This window comes from Janthinobacterium sp. JC611 (genome assembly GCF_018682595.1).
Lineage (GTDB): Bacteria > Pseudomonadota > Gammaproteobacteria > Burkholderiales > Burkholderiaceae_D > Janthinobacterium.
In genome coordinates this window covers 1-15,934 of record NZ_JAFLJN010000085.1, presented here as the reverse complement: position 1 = coordinate 15,934, position 15,934 = coordinate 1, and the positions used below count along the sequence as shown (strand labels likewise).

Here is a 15,934-nt window from a genome sequence, read left to right as displayed (position 1 = left end):
GCTGTGGACTATTAACTAGCCCATGAGCCAACCCGGCTTGCGCTTGTCGAGGAAGGATTGCACGCCTTCGCGTCCCTGCTCCGAGGCGCGGATCTGCGCGATGCGCTCGGCGGTGTCCGCCAGCAGCGCATCGTCAACCGGCTGGCCAACGATGTCGCGCACCAGCGTTTTCGCTTGCGCCACGGCGTGCGGGCTGTTGCCCGTCAGCGCTTTCAGTACCTCGGCCGTTTTCGCGTCCAGCGCGCTTGCCTCGACTACCTCGTGGGCAAAGCCGATGCGTAGCGCTTCCCGGGCGGAGAATCGCTCCGCGGTCAGGAAATAGCGGCGTGCCGCGTTTTCGCCCATGGCCTTGATGACATATGGTGAAATGGTGGCGGGAATCAGTCCCAGCCGCACTTCGCTCAGGCAGAAATGCACGTCTTCCGCAACCAGAATGATATCGCATGCGGCGACCAGGCCCATGCCGCCCGCATAACAGTCGCCCTGGATCTTCGCCACCACGGGCTTGGGGCACAGGTAAATCGTGCGCAGCATCTGCGCCAGCTGCAGCGCGTCGGCCTGGTTTTCGGCATGCGTGTAGCCGGCCATCTTCTTCATCCAGTTCAGGTCCGCGCCGGCGCAAAAGGCGGCGCCATTGGCCGCCAGCACGATGGCGCGCACCATGTCGCTGCGCCCCAGGCCTTCGAAGGCGCGCGCCAGTTCGGCGATCGTCGTCTCGTTGAAGGCGTTGCGCACGTCGGGGCGGTTCAGGGTCACGGTGGCGACATTGCCCTCGATGACCAGCTTCAGGGTTTCAAATTCCATTTTCTTTTCTCCCTTGGCCGCTTACATGCGGAACACGCCGAACTTCGTGTCCGGGATTTCCGCGTTGAGGGCGGCCGACAGGCCCAGGCCCAGCACCATGCGCGTGTCGGCCGGGTCGATCACGCCATCGTCCCACAGGCGCGCGGTGGCGTAATACGGGTGGCCCTGGTGTTCGTATTGCTCCTTGATCGGCTGCTTGAAGGCCGCTTCCTCGTCCGCGCTCCACTGCCCGCCCTTGCCCTCGATGCCGTCGCGCTTGACGGTCGCCAGCACGGATGCCGCCTGGTCGCCGCCCATGACGGAGATGCGCGCATTCGGCCACATCCACATGAAGCGGGGAGAAAAGGCGCGGCCGCACATGCCGTAATTGCCGGCGCCGAAGCTGCCGCCGATGATGACGGTGAACTTCGGCACGCTAGCCGTGGCCACGGCCGTGACCATCTTGGCGCCATTGCGGGCGATGCCCTCGTTTTCGTACTTGCGGCCCACCATGAAGCCCGTGATGTTTTGCAGGAAGACGAGCGGGATCTTGCGCTGGCAGCACAGTTCAATGAAGTGCGTGCCTTTCAGGGCCGATTCGGAGAACAAAATGCCGTTGTTGGCGATAATGCCGACCTTCACGCCATAGATGTGCGCGAAGCCGCAGATCAGGGTGGTGCCGTAGCGGGCCTTGAATTCGTCGAAATCGCTGCCGTCGACGATGCGCGCGATCACCTCGCGCACGTCGAACGGTTTGCGCGTGTCGACGGGGATCACGCCATACAATTCCTGCGTCGGGTATTTCGGCTCGACGGATGCGCGCAAGTCCATCTGTTGCGGTTTTGTACGGTTCAGGTTCGAGACGATGGTGCGCGCCAGCGACAGCGCGTGCAGGTCGTTCTGCGCCAGGTGGTCGACCACGCCGGACAAGCGCGTGTGCACGTCGCCGCCGCCCAGGTCTTCCGCCGTCACCACTTCGCCGGTCGCCGCTTTGACCAGCGGCGGGCCGCCGAGGAAGATCGTGCCCTGCTCCTTGACGATGATCGATTCGTCGCTCATGGCCGGCACGTAGGCGCCGCCCGCCGTGCAAGAGCCCATCACGACGGCGATCTGCGGGATGCCCTTGGCCGACAGGTTCGCCTGGTTGTAGAAGATGCGGCCGAAATGGTCGCGGTCGGGGAAAACGTCGTCCTGGTTCGGCAGGTTGGCGCCGCCCGAGTCGACCAGGTAGATGCAGGGCAGGTTGTTCTGGTCGGCGATTTCCTGGGCGCGCAAATGCTTTTTCACCGTCATCGGGTAATACGTGCCGCCCTTGACGGTGGCATCGTTGCAGACGATGACGCATTCCTGGCCCGAGACCCTGCCGATGCCCGTGATGATGCCGGCGGCGGGCGCCGCGTCGACGCCCTTGGCATCCTGGTACATGGCGTAGGCCGCCATCTGGGAAAACTCGAGGAAGGGCGTACCGGGATCGAGCAGCATCTGCACGCGGTCGCGCGGCAGCAGTTTTCCGCGCGCCAGGTGCTTGGCGGCCGCCGCCTCGCCGCCGCCGGCCGCGATTTTCTCGACCTTGTCGCGCAGATCGTCGACGATGGCTTGCATGGCCGCGGCATTGGCCTTGAAATCTTCACTGCGCGGATTGAGTTTGCTTTCGATGTGCGGCATTGCGGTTCCTTTTTATTATCGCCCGGTCTCTCGGGTCGCGCTATTCGGGAAAACTGCCGTCGAGATAAAACCAGCGCAGCGCGCCCTCGCCACCCTCGCCCGCCTCGCGCACGAAGCGGCTCACTTCATGCAGGCGGTGCGCGCGGCCGTTGACCTTGTAGCGGGCCACGAATTCGACGGTGTCGCGGTTCATCTCTTCGGCTTGATCTGCTGATTCTGCTTTACGTTGACGTAAACGTAAAGCAGATTTTACCTCAAGTCCCAGCCAGTGGACTTTTTCTTCTTCGGCAAACAGGGCATCGGTGGGACGGGTGCTGGCATGCCAGGTGGCGCGCAGATACGGTTCGTTACGCAAGGTGAACGCCGTGTAGCGCGAGCGCATCAGGGCTTCGGCCGTGGGCGGCAAGGCGTCGCCCGCGATGTACGGGCCGCAGCAACTGGCGTAGGAGGCGCCGCCACAGGGGCAGGCGGCAGGTGTCGAGGGTGTGTGCATGCGCTGGAAGATACGAGAACTGAAAAGTTCCGCAATTATCCGCCATATCGGCGGCGGCGCGTGCGCGCCGCCTTGGCCTGCTATGTTTTCGGGCTGAGGAAGTCCAGCGCGAACGGCGGCGCCTTGCCCGCCATGAGGTCGGCGAGGATGCGCGCCGTGCCGGCGGCAAAGGTAAAGCCCAGCGGACCATGGCCCACGTTGAGCCACAGATTGGCGACTTTGCTGGCGCCCACCAGCGGGGCGCTGTTCGGCGTGGCGGGGCGCAGGCCGGCCCAGGCCGTGGCCTGGTCGTAATCGGCGCCGTGCGGCATGGCTTCGCGCGCCAGCCGCGTCAGGCCGGCGATGCGGCCCCAGTCGATGCTGTTGTCGGCGCCCACCATGTCGACCATGGCGGCCACGCGCAGGTCGCCTTTGATGCGCGCATACAGCACCTTGCGCTCGAAATCCGTGATGCTGATCTCGGGCGCCCGGTCTTGCGCGCGGATGGGCGCCGTCAGGCTGTAGCCTTTCAGCGGGTACAGGGGCAGGTAGACGCCCGCTGTGGCGGCCAGGTCGCGGCTCTGGATGCCGGCCGCCAGCACATAGTGATCCGCTTGCAGCAGGCCCAGGCTGGTGTCGACGCCCGTGATCCTGCCCTTGTGCGTGACGAGGCGGCGCGCCTCGCCTTTCAACAGCAGCGAACAATTCGGGTGCTGCAGCAGGCGCGCTTCCAGGGCCAGGCAAAAGGCGTGGCAATCGGCCACCGCCTCGCCCTGCGTGAAAATGCCGCCCGCCAGGGCGCCCTGCAAGGCGGCCAGCGCCGGTTCGCGCTGCACGGCTTCTGTTGGCGACAGCACGATGCGCGCCTCTTCCGATTCCGGGCGCGCCACGGCGCGCTGAAAGATGGCGGGGGAACGGTAGACGATGAGTTTGCCCGCGTCGCGCCAGGCATACGCTTCCGGCGGCACGCTCAATTCCAGCTGGGCCATGCCGGCGCGGCTCCATTCTCCCAATTGCAGCAGCTTGGCCGTCGTGCGGGCATTGCTGGCGGCATTGCAATTACGCAAGAAACTGGCCATCCAGCGCCATTGGCGCCAGTCCGCTTCGGGCCGGAAGCGCAGCGGACCATCTTTCTGCAGCAGCCATTGCAGGGCCTTGAAGGGCACGCCCGCATCGGCCAGCGGCGCCACATAGCGATAGCTGAGCTGGCCGCCATTGCGGTAGCTGGCGGCGATCGCCACTTGTTCATTGCGTTCCAGTAAGGTGACCTTGTAGCCGGCCTCGGCCAGCCACCAGGCCGATGTCAGACCGACGACGCCGCCGCCGATGATGATGACTTGTTGCTGCATGTTGCCTCGCTGCGTTGCGCTCCCATGGCGCGGGAGCATTCGGGAAGAGCTTAGAGGCTGGCCGGTCAGGGAGCCAATGAAACATCATGGTGCAGCCATAACTTTCAGGAATGCACTGTTTCAGTGCAAACTATTCATGCTTGTCAATCGCACCACGGTATAGCGCGGTGAGTATCAATTCCTCGCTGCGCCCCATGGCGGAATAGGTGCCCGGATAGCGTTCGGGATCGCTGCCCGTGCCGCCCACCAGCATCACCATGCCGTTCTTGTTCTTCACATCGAGCACGAAGGCGGAGACGAGGCCATACGCGTCGCCCAGGTGGCCGACGGCCGTGAAGCTGGCGCCCTCGACCAGGCCGTTGCCCTGCCCCGCCAGCGCATCGAATTGCTGGTTGCCCAGGCCCCAGGCGCGATACAGGCCCCGCTCGCTGTCGCCATTGTGGGCATCGGGCGCCAACTGCCATTGGCGGCCAAACATCAGCGCGATGCTGGCCGGCTGCAATAGTTGCCTGCCCTGGTGGCGGCCACCGTCGAGCAGCATCTGCATGATAGTGCCCAGTCCCGCGGCGGAAATGCGCAAGCCGCCCGTGGGACTGAAGACGGTGGCGTTGCTGCCGATCACATAGCTGGCCAGGCCTGCCGGTGGGTGCTGGTGAAAATCGTCGGCCTGGGCAATCCAGGGCCCTGCTGGCTGCCACTGTTCCGTCTCCAGCGTGCGCTTGCGGTACAGCGTGGCCGTGTTCGCCACCTCGTCCCTGGAAAATGTCGCCGGATGGTAGCCGCCGCGCACGTCGAGGGGATCGAGCAGCAACCGGCGCATCAGCAGGTCGAAGCGCTCGCCCGTGACTTTTTCCATCACGGTGCCGATCACGCCCCAGTTCAGGTTGGAATATGTAAAGTAACTGCCTGGCGCCGCGGCGCGATCCCACATGCTGTCGCCGCCGGCCGTAAACACGTCGCGCAGGCTGCGCTCCGGTCCCCAGGCGTAGCCGCCCGCGTCGCGCAGCGAGGACGTGTGGCTGAGCAGGCTGCGCAGGGTCACGGCTTGCTGGGGAAAGTGCGGGTTGCGCAGGGAAAAGCCCAGATAGATGCCCACGTCCTGGTCCAGGCTCAGCTTGCCCTGCTCGACCAGCCGCATCAGGCCCAGGGTGGTCATCATCTTCGAGACGGAAGCAATGCGGAACAGGGTGGCCGGCGTCACGGGCAAGCTGTCCGCCGGCGTGGCGGCTATGTGCCGGTAGCCAAATTGTTGCTGATATGACACCTTGCCGTGGCGAATGGCCAGCACGGACAGGCTGGCCAGCGGATGCACGGGGTCGTCGACGATGGCGGCCAGCGCCGCATCGAGCGCGCGCTGCCGGTCGTGTTGCACGAGCTGTTCAGTGCCGCTGCCGGGCGGGGTGGCCAGCGCGGTCCAGGTCGTGCCCAGCAACAGCCAGCCCAGTAATCCCGTCATTTTGTTGATCATGCTTTCCCTGTGTCATGGTGGATGGACGCCTTGCCAGCATAGGGCGGGATGGTTGACGACGCTAATGAAAATTGCTTATTTATCTATAATGCAAAGCTATACGTACGGTAAAACATTGTTTTTTTAAGTGTATAACCGTTATTTATGGTCATTTTCCATTTATTCATGGGTGGGCGGGCTACGCGCAAGCGCCATCGCTATTACACTAGGAGGACAAGGAGAACTGTATGAGCCAGACCAGCGTAGAACTCAAGGTCGATTTAAATGACAATTCGCCTTTATATATGCAGATCGCCCGCAAGCTGAGCGATGACGTACGCAACGGCCGCTACCAGGTAGACCAGGCCCTGCCCTCTGAACGTACCCTGTCCGAACTGCTTGACGTATCGCGCGTGACTGCCCGCAAGGCCATTGACCAGCTCGTCGAGCAAGGCCTCGTCGTGCGCCGCCGTGGTTCGGGCAACTATATTGCCCCGCGCATCGAGCAGCCGCTGTCGAACCTGTCGAGCTTTTCCGAGCAGTTGCAGCAGCGCGGCTACCGCCCTGGCTCGCGTTGGCTCAAGCGCGAAGTCGTCATCGCCAGCAGCGATGAACAGCTGAGCCTGGGCCTGGCGCAGAATACGAAAGTGGCCCGTCTGGAGCGCTTGCGCCTGGCCGACGACGTGGTGATGGCGTATGAAGTGAGCGTGCTGCCCTTCAGCGTGGTGCCGGACCCGGCCGCCATGGGCGATTCGCTGTATGAATACTTGAGCAGCATCAAGAAGGCCCCCGTGCGCGCCTTGCAGCACATCCGCGCCATGAATGCGACGGACGTGCTGGCCAAGCAGCTGGGCATCCCCGATGGTCAGGCCGTGCTGTTCATCACGCGCATCGCCTACCTGGAGTCGGGCGAAGCGGTGGAACTGACGCATTCGTATTGCCGCAGCGATCATTACGACTTCGTGGCCGAAATGCGCCGCGCGCCATAACGAGGTTGCTTGTCACGATTCTGTTACCACCCATAAACTCCCGTTATGCCCGCCCGCCATCCTTTCATGGTTGATCCCGCTCGTTGGTATTAAACTGGTTTCATCTTCAACCATGCTCTGAAATCATGTTGAAAACTGAAACCCCGAGCCGGCGGCATCCGGATCTGGACCTGTATCCGGTGGCGCAACTGGTGGCGGCGCTGGTCGATGACCAGTTCTGGGCCGTCGAAGCCGTGCGGCTGGCGTCGCCCGACATCGCCGCCGCCATTACGGCCGCCCTGCCCCGTATCGCCGCTGGCGGACGCCTGCTGTATGTGGGCGCCGGCACGTCGGGACGCCTGGGCGTACTCGACAGTGTTGAATTGAACCCCACGTTTTCCTGGCCGCCCGAGCGGGCCGTCGCCATCCTGGCCGGCGGCGCGGGCGCCATGTTTGCGGCCGTCGAAGGTGCGGAAGATGATTTACAGCAAGGCGAGGCGGACTTGCTGGTCCTGCGGCCGCAAGAAAATGACGTGGTGATCCTGCTGGCCGCTTCCGGCGCCACGCCCTATGTGCTGGGCGCGCTGCTGGCCGCGCGCGCGGCCGGCGCCTTGACCATCGGCATCGCCAACAATGTGGACGCGCCCGTGGCGCGCGAGGCGCAATGCGGCATCGTGCTCGACACGGGCGCGGAAGTCATTTCCGGCAGCACGCGTTTGAAAGCGGGCACGGCGCAGAAAATCACGCTGAACACGATTTCCAGCGCCCTGATGGTCGGTTTGCACAAGACTTACGGAAACTTGATGGTAGACTTGAAGCCGACCAACGCCAAGCTGATCTGGCGGGCGGTGCGTCTGACCATGCACGCCACCGGCGCCAGCGAGGCGCAGGCCAGGGCCGTGCTGGAGCAATGCCACTATCACGTCAAGGTGGCGATTGTTGCCTTGATCAAAAAAATCAACACAAACCAGGCACAGGCATTGTTGGCCGGCGCGGACGGCAGTGTGCGGGCGGCACTGGCGGCGTGATCCGATGGCGCGGCATTCTTCTGTCTGGGAGACAATGAAGGATGTATGGAGCTAGTGAAACAAAGCGCTGCGGCGCGCGCGAAAACCCCGTGGCTGTGGATCCCTTCCCTGTATTTCGGCCAGGGCATCCCCTATGTCGTGGTCATGACCCTGTCCGTGATCATGTACAAGAACTACGGTTTTTCCAATACGGATATTGCCCTGTACACGAGCTGGCTGTATTTGCCGTGGGTTATCAAGCCCCTGTGGTCGCCCTTCATCGACATGTACCGCACCAAGCGCTTCTGGATCGTCGGCTTGCAGCTGGTGATCGGCGCCGCGCTGGCGCTGGTGGCCCTGACGACGTCCCTGCCCCACTTTTTCCAGATCAGCCTGGCCATCTTCTGGCTGATGGCCTTCAGTTCCGCCACGCATGACATCGCCGCCGACGGCTTTTATATGCTGGGCCTGGAAGAGCACCAGCAGGCGGCCTTCGTTGGCGTGCGCAGCACGTTTTACCGCCTGGCGATGATCGCCGGCCAGGGCGGTCTCGTGTACCTGGCCGGCTACCTGACGCATGCGACGGGCAATGTGCAGCTGGCCTGGTCCGTCGTGTTCGCCATTTTGGCGGGCCTGTTCATCGTCCTCTTCCTGTATCACTATTTTGTCTTGCCCAAGCCTGCGGAGGACCGCCCCAGCATCCAGGGCGCCGGTATTTCTCCATTGCAAGAATTCATCGCCACCTTTGCCGCCTTCTTCAAGAAGAAGGATATTTTCGTCATCCTGGGCTTTTTGCTGCTGTTCCGCCTGGGTGAAGCGCAACTGTTGAAGCTGGCCGCGCCCTTCCTGCTCGACCCCGTCGCCAAGGGCGGCCTGGGCCTGAGCACGGAACAGGTGGGCCTCGTCTACGGCACCATCGGCGTGATCGCCCTGACCCTGGGCGGCTTGCTGGGCGGATTCATCATTTCCCGCTTCGGCTTGAAGCGCTGTTTGTGGATCATGGTGCTGTCCGTGCACTTGCCCGACCTGGTCTTCGTCTACCTGGCCAGCGCCTTGCCCAGCAATATCTATGTGATCGCGGGCGGCATTGCGCTGGAGCAATTCGGTTATGGCTTCGGCTTCGCGTCCTATATGTTGTACATGATCATGGTGTCCGATGGCGCGCACAAAACGGCCCATTACGCCATTTGCACGGGTTTCATGGCCCTGGGTATGATGCTGCCGGGCATGGCCAGCGGCTGGATCCAGCAAATGCTCGGCTACCAGCACTTCTTCATCTGGGTGTGCATCGCCACCATTCCTGCCTTCATCATGGCCGCGCTGGTCAAGATCGATCCCGAATTCGGCAAGAAGGCCGAGGCCTGATTCTTTTGAACCGTGCGCCCGCAAGGATGGCGGGCGCACAGTAAAATGCCCCACCGATAGACCTGCGCTCCACCACTGCAAGGAATTGTTTTGTTGTCTACTTTCAAAAAACGCCTGGGCGCCAGCGCCGGCGTGCTGGCCGCGCTGGCCACCGCCACATTGCTCAGCAGCTGTACCAGCACCAAACTGCCTTCCGCGGTGACGCCGGGCGAAGCGGGTTTGCCGGCCGTGCCGCCCGTGCAGCACATCACGGGCGAAGTGCCGCCGGCGGCGCCGCGCGAATTCCGCGCCGCCTGGGTGTCGACGGTCGCCAATATCGATTGGCCCAGCCGCAGCAATTTGCCGGTCGCCAAGCAGCAAGCGGAAGCACTGGCCATCCTCGACCGCGCCAAGTCCCTGAATCTGAACGCGATCGTGCTGCAGGTACGGCCCAGCGCCGATACGATTTACCCGTCGCAACTGGAGCCGTGGTCGGAATACCTGACGGGCAAGCAAGGCCAGCCGCCGTTGCCCCTGTATGACCCGCTGGCGTTCTGGGTGGCGCAGGCGCATGCGCGCGGCCTGGAATTGCACGCCTGGTTCAACCCGTACCGGGCCCGTCACGCGACGGCCAAGTCGCCGCTGGCGCGCGACAGTTTTGCTTCCACCAATCCGGCATCCGTCAAGCAATACGGCCGCTACCTGTGGATGGATCCGGGCGACGCCGCCGCGTCCAGGCACACGACGGACGTGGTGCTCGACGTGGTGCGCCGCTACGATATCGATGGCGTGCACATCGACGATTACTTTTATCCGTATCCGATCGATGCACCTGGCGCCGGCGCCGGCGCGGAAACAGCCGCGCTGGACGCGGGCAATGGCGGCGCCAAGCGCGAACTGCCGTTTCCCGATGAGCCTTCCTGGCAGCAATATCTGCTGGCCGGCGGCCAGCTGGACCGTGCTTCCTGGCGCCGCCAGAACGTCAACCAGCTGATCGAAGCTTTATACACCGGCATCCACCGCGAAAAGAGCTGGGTGCGCTTCGGCATCAGCCCGTTCGGCATTGGCCGTCCTGACCGCCGCCCTGCCGGCATCGTCGGCTTCAGCCAGTACGATAAATTGTATGCGGATGCGGAACTGTGGCTGGCCAAGGGCTGGCTCGATTATCTGTCGCCGCAGCTGTACTGGCCCGTGGCGCAGGCGCCGCAAGCGTTTGGCGTGCTGCTCGACTACTGGCTGGCGCAAAACCCGTATGGCCGCCACGTGTGGCCGGGTCTATATACGAGCCGCATCGACAATTCCGCCAAGTCCTTCACGCCGCAAGAGATCATCAAGCAGATCGAAGTGACGCGCACGCGCCCCGGCGCGAATGGCCAGGTGCATTTCAGCATGGTGCCCCTGATGCAGAACCGCAAGGGTGTCAGCGAGCAACTCAAGGCGACCGTGTATCAAAGCCCTGCCCTGATTCCCGCCACGCCGTGGCTGGGCAAGGAAGCGCCCGGTACGCCCGTGCTGGCCTTGCGCCGCGATTCCACCAGCCTGAACGTCAAATTGACGGCGGGCGGCGGCAAAGCCGTGGCGCAATATGCCGTCTGGGCCCGCTACGGCGAAGACTGGCGCTTTAGCGTGGTCACGGGCGTGCAAGGCGAGCTGACCTTGGTTGATGATGCCGTTGGTAAAGTCAACGCGGTGGTGGTCAGCGCCGTGGACCGCCTCGGCAATGAAAGCCCCCGCGTCACCGTGCGCGCACCGTTTACGGCCCCCGCCCAGTAATGGTTCACCGCTAGTCCATAACCTGCAGGCATGAAACATGCGCAAGCTTTCATGCCTGCTAGTTCAGCTTGGCTTTACACTCATGCCATGATTTCCATCCCTGCAAGCAATACTGACACCGCCGTGCTCGGACTGGGCATCGACGCGGGCGGCACGCAGACGCGCTGGGCCCTGGCCACCGTCGACGGCGCCATCGTGGCCGACGGTGCCGTGGAAGGCTTGTCTGCCTTGCAATTGGGCAGCGATGCGGGCCGCGCCGCCATGCACGCCACGTTTACCCGGCTGTGCCAGGCCGTGCTGGCCGTCGGCCGGCCGCGCGCCGTGGTGGCGGGCTTGACGGGCTTTGGCGGCGACGATGTGGTCTTGGCGCAAACGCTGGCTGCCCTGCTGGGGCTGGACGCCGCCGACGTCAGTGTCGGCAACGATATCGAGATCGCCTATCGCGACAGCTTTGAACCAGGCCAGGGTTATCTGGTCTACGCTGGCACGGGCTCGATCGCCGCCTGGATCGATGCGGATGGCGGCTTTCACCGCGCAGGCGGGCGCGGCGTGCTGCTGGACGATGGCGGCGGCGGTTACTGGATCGCGCGCGAAGCCTTGCGCCACATCTGGCGCCGCGAAGACGAGGCGCCCGGCAGCTGGCAGGCGTCACCCATGGCCCAGGCCGTGTTTGCGCAACTGGGCGGCAGCGACTGGTCGCTGTCGCGTGCCTTCATGTATGGCCAGGACCGGGGCGCCATCGGCCGGCTGGCGCTGGCCGTGGCCGCCAGTGCGGATGCCGATCCGCTGGCGCTGGACATCTTGCGGCGCGCGGGGCAGGAACTGGCAAGATTGGCGCTGGCCCTGACAGCGCGTTACGGGTCCCGTCCCGTGGTGCTGGCGGGCCGCGCGGCCCAATTGCACCCGGCCATCGCTGTAGCCATGCGCGCCGCTTTGCCGGTATCGTTGATGATGGAGCAAAAAGTTGCCCGTTCGCATGAGGCCGCAGCCAAGCTGGCAGCCCGGGCAGCCAGCCAGGACACCGGCAAAGACTGACTATTTTATTAACCCGAACATGGATCTTTCATGAAAAAAATCGCCCTCGCCCTGCTGGTGGCCCTGCTCTCCGCCTGTACCACGCCCGCGCCGCACCTCGACCACAGTTTGACGGCGCGCAGCCAGAGCCCGCGCGTGAAATTCATCGTCATCCATTACACGGTCAGCGACCTGCCCCGCTCGATCAAGATCCTGACGGAACAAGTGGTCAGCAGCCATTACTTGCTGACCGATACGGACAAGCCGAAGTTTTACGTGCTGGTCGACGAATCGCGCCAGGCCAATCACGCGGGTGTGAGTAACTGGAAGACTTATACACAGTTGAATGTCAGCTCGATCGGCATCGAGATCGTCAACCCTGGCTACAAGGACACGCCGGAAGGCCGCCTCTGGTATCCATTTTCGCAGGCGCAGATCGATGAGCTCATTCCCCTGTTGAAAGATATCCAGGCGCGCTACAACATCGCGCCGGAAAATATCCTCGGCCATAACGAGATCGCGCCGCAGCGCAAGCAGGATCCGGGCCCCCTGTTCCCGTGGCGCCAGCTGGCCGATGCGGGCCTGATCGTCTGGCCGGACGCGAATCGTGTTGCCGCGCAGCGCATCATTTTTGAGCAGCAAGTGCCGGACGCCGTCTGGTTCCAGAAAAAACTGGCCCAGCATGGCTATGCCACGCCGACTACGGGCGTGTTCGACGAAGCGACGCGCAATGTGCTGATTGCTTTTCAGATGAAATACCGCAACAAGTTGTTCGATGGCACGCCCGATGGCGAAACGGCGGCCCTGCTGGAAGTGCTGACGACGCCGGCGCCTGCAGCACCTGCTGTTGCAACAAAGTAGCATGACCGTTCCAGCCCATGACTTTTTCTTATATGCTGAACGTTGACGGCCCAGGCGGCCACGGCAAGGTAAAGGAATAGCTCATGCGGCTGCGTCATATCGAAGTGTTTCACGCCATCATGCAAGTTGGCACCATCAGCGGCGCGGCTCAAGTGCTGCATATCTCGCAACCTGCCGTGACCAAGGTCTTGCAGCATTGCGAGTTGCAACTGGGCATGCCGCTGTTCGAGCGCGTGCGGGGCAAGCTGTATCCGAAGCCCGAAGCACACCGTCTGTTTGTCGAGACGGAAAAGCTCAACCGCGATTTACTGGGCATCCGCCGCCTGGCGGCCAGCCTGAAAGGCCACGCGGTGGAAACCATCCGCCTGGTGTCCACGCCGACGCTCGCCATCAGCGTCTTGCCATTCGCCATGACGGAGTGGCGGCGCGACTTTCCCCACACGCGTTGCCAGCTGGCCACCCACCACACGGGCGAGATCGTCAATACCTTGCGCCTGGGCGAAGCGGACCTGGCCGTGTCGCTGCAAGACCCGCGCCATCCGGGCATCGTGGCCGAACCGCTCGCGCAGGGCGTCATGACGGTGATCGCCCCGACCGGCACCTGGCATGCGGCCGATTGCGGCACGCCCTTGACGGCGCATGGGCTGTCTGGCGAGCTGATCGGCCATGCGGACAACGATCCGCTGGGCGAACTGGTGGTGGCCGCTTGCGAGGCGCAGGGCATCCACCCCGTCTTCAGTACCGTGGTGCAGACCTATCAAATCGCCCGTTCCCTGGTGGAAGCGGGCGCGGGCATGGCCGTGGTCGACCCGTTTACGGCTGCCTCCGGCTCGCCCTTGCGCTTGCAGCGCCGTCCCTGGGCGCCCGCGATACCGATCCAACTGTATTTATTGACGGCGAGCCACTCGCCGCTGTCGCATGGCGCGCGGCGCCTGGCCGACAGCATAGGCGTGGCGGCGCGTAACTGCCTGGAAAGAGGAGTCTGATGTCTGTTGCAAGTTTGCAATTGGAGGCGGTCGGCAACGATCCGCAATTTCGGCATTTGAATAGCATCGCCGGCATCGCCGTCGACTTGCGCTATGCCACGCCCGACAATTTCGTCGGCCGCGATTTATACAGCCCCATCGATTGCGCCTGGCTGCACCGCGATGCGGCCACCGCCCTGGAACGGGCCGTGGCCTGGCTGGCCGTGCAGCGCCCCGATCATCATCTATTGGTGCTCGATGCGCTGCGTCCGCAGCGGGTGCAGCAGCAATTGTGGGACGCGCTGCAGGGAACGGAGTTGCTCGGTTATATCGCGGAACCGTCGCGCGGCTCCATTCACTCGTTCGGCATGGCGCTCGACATCACCATCGTGGGGCCGGATGGGCGGGAACTGGATATGGGCACGGGTTTTGATGACTTGAGTGAGCGCTCGCATCCGGCGCTGGAACTGGTCTTGCTGGAAAAGGGAGAAATTACCGAGGAGCAAGTGGAACACCGCCGCTTGTTGCGCGACGCCATGTTTCAGGCGGGTTTCTTCGGCATCAACAGCGAATGGTGGCATTTCGATTGCGGCGACCGGGTGCTGGTGCGCCAGACCTACACCCGGGTGCTCTGATTACAAGACTTTCAATCCCTTCAGCATCACGATCAAGATCAGCACGGGCGAGACAAAGCGCAGCAGGAAGAGCAACACATGCGCCAAGGTTTTATTGTGCAACTGGCCGTGATTGCTGATCGCCTCGATGAAATGGTCCTTGCCCCAGGCCCAGCCTGTAAACAAGGCAATCGCGATGCCGCCCACGGGCAGGAAGATATTCGACGAGACGAAGTCGAACAGATCAAACATATTCAAGTTAAACAGCTTGAAATCGGCCAGGCTGCTGTTACTCAGGGCGCATACGGAGCCGAGCACGGCCAGCAGCAGCATGGTCACGATGGTGGACTTGGTGCGCGTCCAGCCAAAGCGTTCATGGAGAATCACGACCGGCACTTCCATCAGCGACAGCATCGCGCCCGTGGCGGCCACGGCGGCCAGGATGAAGAACACCACCATCAGGGCTTGTCCCATGGGAATTTGCGAAAACACGGCCGGAATCGTGATGAACACCAGCGACGGTCCCGCGCTGGGGGCGAAGCCAAACGTGAACACGGCGGGGAAGATGGCGATGCCGGCCAGCATCGATACGCCGAGGTCGGCCGCCATCACGCGCAAGGTCGTCACGGGGATATTCTGGTCGTCGCGGAAATAACTGCCGTAGGTCATCATCGTGCCCATGCCGACGGACAGTTTAAAAAAGGCCAGGCCCATGGCCGTCAGCACGACGGACGCCGTCAGCTTGGAAAAATCAGGACGGAACAGGAAGGCCAGGCCTTCGCCGGCCTTGTCCAGCGACAGGCTGACTGCGCACAGCAGCAGCAACAGCAGGAATAGCAGCGGCATGAGTTTCTTGGCGATCGCCTCGATGCCCTTGGTCACGCCCAGCATCAATATGCCGCCGATAAACAGCAGCACGCCCCATTGCCACAGCAGCGATTGCAAAGGATTGCTGATGAGGGAGGCGAAGGCCGCTTCCGTCACCAGCTTGTCGCTGCTGAGGATGGAGCCGTCGATAGCCTTGGCGATATACGCAAACACCCAGCCCACCACTTCCGAATAAAACGCGACGATCAGGAAGGCGGCGATCATGCCGATGAGGCCGACCAGCCACCAGGGCTTGCCCTTGGGTGCCAGCTGTTCCATGGTGGAAATCGGATTGACCTTGGCCCGGCGTCCTAGGGTGATTTCCGCGATCATCACGGGCAGTCCTACCAACAAGGTGGCGAGCAGATAGATGAGCAGGAAGCCGGCGCCGCCATTGGCGCCCGTCAGGTAGGGGAATTTCCAGATGTTGCCGAGACCGACTGCGGAACCGAGGGTGGCGGCGAGCACGCCGAAGCCAGTGGTAAAGCCAGCTCGTTTCAGGGTCAGGCCTGATCCTTGAGCTTGTTGTTTCATGGTGAATCTTCTATGGATGGACGCGGATGTGCGCTGAGGGGGCGAAATTGTAGCAGCTGGCCGCAAATACCCCGGAAAAGCCTTGCTTCTACAGGGGCGCTTTGCTATAGTTCGCCTCCCCAATGAGACGCACTAGTTTGCGGCACAAAAGGGACAGTCTTCCGGGGCTGGGTATAAAAAGAAGGTGTTGACGGATTTGGCGAAATGCCTCATACTCTTCCTTCTTCGCAGTTGACAAACACAACGCTTTGTCGATAGCGCGAGAGCAGTA

The 15,934-nt window shown here is 62.9% G+C and carries 14 protein-coding genes; 8 read left to right on the top strand and 6 right to left on the bottom strand.

Annotation, left to right across the window (positions count from 1 at the left end; genetic code table 11):
* Positions 1-15: 15 nt before the first annotated feature.
* From J0O65_RS26815 to J0O65_RS26795, 5 genes are all read right to left on the bottom strand, one after another.
* Positions 16-804, bottom strand: coding sequence for an enoyl-CoA hydratase/isomerase family protein (locus tag J0O65_RS26815; RefSeq protein ID WP_215410168.1), 789 nt, complete (start codon positions 802-804; stop codon positions 16-18).
* 21 nt (positions 805-825) lie between these two features.
* The gene (locus J0O65_RS26810) at positions 826-2,448 is read right to left on the bottom strand and encodes a carboxyl transferase domain-containing protein (RefSeq protein WP_215410167.1); all 1,623 of its coding nucleotides are present in this window, start codon (positions 2,446-2,448) and stop codon (positions 826-828) included.
* A 40-nt stretch (positions 2,449-2,488) separates the two neighbouring features.
* On the bottom strand, positions 2,489-2,941 hold the full coding sequence (locus J0O65_RS26805) for a YchJ family protein (protein WP_215410166.1): 453 nt from the start codon (positions 2,939-2,941) through the stop codon (positions 2,489-2,491).
* Between the two features lie 80 nt (positions 2,942-3,021).
* Positions 3,022-4,308, bottom strand: coding sequence for a D-amino acid dehydrogenase (locus J0O65_RS26800; protein WP_215410165.1), 1,287 nt, complete (start codon positions 4,306-4,308; stop codon positions 3,022-3,024).
* A 91-nt stretch (positions 4,309-4,399) separates the two neighbouring features.
* Positions 4,400-5,737 carry a serine hydrolase domain-containing protein gene (locus J0O65_RS26795; protein ID WP_251374022.1) on the bottom strand — a complete coding sequence of 446 codons (1,338 nt, stop codon included), beginning with the start codon at positions 5,735-5,737 and terminating at the stop codon, positions 4,400-4,402.
* Positions 5,738-5,964: 227 nt separating this feature from the next.
* On the opposite strand from J0O65_RS26795, the gene J0O65_RS26790 reads away from it, so the two are divergent.
* The 8 genes from J0O65_RS26790 to J0O65_RS26755 all read left to right on the top strand — a co-directional run bounded on the left by J0O65_RS26790 (position 5,965) and on the right by J0O65_RS26755 (position 14,283).
* Positions 5,965-6,705 carry a GntR family transcriptional regulator gene (locus J0O65_RS26790; RefSeq protein WP_096232721.1) on the top strand — a complete coding sequence of 247 codons (741 nt, stop codon included), beginning with the start codon at positions 5,965-5,967 and terminating at the stop codon, positions 6,703-6,705.
* Between the two features lie 125 nt (positions 6,706-6,830).
* Complete coding sequence (locus J0O65_RS26785) at positions 6,831-7,712, top strand: N-acetylmuramic acid 6-phosphate etherase (protein ID WP_215410164.1); 882 nt, start codon at positions 6,831-6,833, stop codon at positions 7,710-7,712.
* 45 nt (positions 7,713-7,757) lie between these two features.
* Positions 7,758-9,056: an MFS transporter gene (locus J0O65_RS26780; protein ID WP_215410163.1), complete on the top strand. Its 1,299-nt coding sequence runs from the start codon at positions 7,758-7,760 to the stop codon at positions 9,054-9,056.
* Positions 9,057-9,146: 90 nt separating this feature from the next.
* Positions 9,147-10,808, top strand: coding sequence for a glycoside hydrolase family 10-like protein (locus tag J0O65_RS26775; protein ID WP_251374021.1), 1,662 nt, complete (start codon positions 9,147-9,149; stop codon positions 10,806-10,808).
* 87 nt (positions 10,809-10,895) lie between these two features.
* The gene (locus tag J0O65_RS26770; RefSeq protein WP_251374020.1) at positions 10,896-11,843 is read left to right on the top strand and encodes a BadF/BadG/BcrA/BcrD ATPase family protein; all 948 of its coding nucleotides are present in this window, start codon (positions 10,896-10,898) and stop codon (positions 11,841-11,843) included.
* 30 nt (positions 11,844-11,873) lie between these two features.
* A complete protein-coding gene (locus J0O65_RS26765) occupies positions 11,874-12,683 on the top strand; it encodes an N-acetylmuramoyl-L-alanine amidase (protein ID WP_215410161.1) in 810 nt (269 codons plus the stop codon).
* A gap of 83 nt (positions 12,684-12,766) precedes the next feature.
* Positions 12,767-13,669: a LysR family transcriptional regulator gene (locus J0O65_RS26760; protein ID WP_215410160.1), complete on the top strand. Its 903-nt coding sequence runs from the start codon at positions 12,767-12,769 to the stop codon at positions 13,667-13,669.
* Positions 13,669-14,283, top strand: coding sequence for a M15 family metallopeptidase (locus tag J0O65_RS26755; protein WP_215410159.1), 615 nt, complete (start codon positions 13,669-13,671; stop codon positions 14,281-14,283). The genes J0O65_RS26760 and J0O65_RS26755 overlap by 1 nt, the downstream gene beginning before the upstream one ends.
* On the opposite strand, the gene J0O65_RS26750 is transcribed toward J0O65_RS26755, so the two are convergent.
* Complete coding sequence (locus J0O65_RS26750) at positions 14,284-15,663, bottom strand: sodium-dependent transporter (protein WP_215410158.1); 1,380 nt, start codon at positions 15,661-15,663, stop codon at positions 14,284-14,286. It lies immediately after the preceding gene.
* Positions 15,664-15,934: the final 271 nt, after the last annotated feature.

Coding starts and splice junctions, on each gene's coding strand:
- J0O65_RS26795 (WP_251374022.1), bottom strand. CDS start 5,737: ATGATCAACAAAATGACGGGATTACTGGGCTGGCTGTTGCTGGGCACG.
- J0O65_RS26805 (WP_215410166.1), bottom strand. CDS start 2,941: ATGCACACACCCTCGACACCTGCCGCCTGCCCCTGTGGCGGCGCCTCC.
- J0O65_RS26810 (WP_215410167.1), bottom strand. CDS start 2,448: ATGCCGCACATCGAAAGCAAACTCAATCCGCGCAGTGAAGATTTCAAG.
- J0O65_RS26755 (WP_215410159.1), top strand. CDS start 13,669: ATGTCTGTTGCAAGTTTGCAATTGGAGGCGGTCGGCAACGATCCGCAA.
- J0O65_RS26760 (WP_215410160.1), top strand. CDS start 12,767: ATGCGGCTGCGTCATATCGAAGTGTTTCACGCCATCATGCAAGTTGGC.
- J0O65_RS26765 (WP_215410161.1), top strand. CDS start 11,874: ATGAAAAAAATCGCCCTCGCCCTGCTGGTGGCCCTGCTCTCCGCCTGT.
- J0O65_RS26770 (WP_251374020.1), top strand. CDS start 10,896: ATGATTTCCATCCCTGCAAGCAATACTGACACCGCCGTGCTCGGACTG.
- J0O65_RS26750 (WP_215410158.1), bottom strand. CDS start 15,663: ATGAAACAACAAGCTCAAGGATCAGGCCTGACCCTGAAACGAGCTGGC.
- J0O65_RS26815 (WP_215410168.1), bottom strand. CDS start 804: ATGGAATTTGAAACCCTGAAGCTGGTCATCGAGGGCAATGTCGCCACC.
- J0O65_RS26785 (WP_215410164.1), top strand. CDS start 6,831: ATGTTGAAAACTGAAACCCCGAGCCGGCGGCATCCGGATCTGGACCTG.
- J0O65_RS26780 (WP_215410163.1), top strand. CDS start 7,758: ATGGAGCTAGTGAAACAAAGCGCTGCGGCGCGCGCGAAAACCCCGTGG.
- J0O65_RS26800 (WP_215410165.1), bottom strand. CDS start 4,308: ATGCTCCCGCGCCATGGGAGCGCAACGCAGCGAGGCAACATGCAGCAA.
- J0O65_RS26790 (WP_096232721.1), top strand. CDS start 5,965: ATGAGCCAGACCAGCGTAGAACTCAAGGTCGATTTAAATGACAATTCG.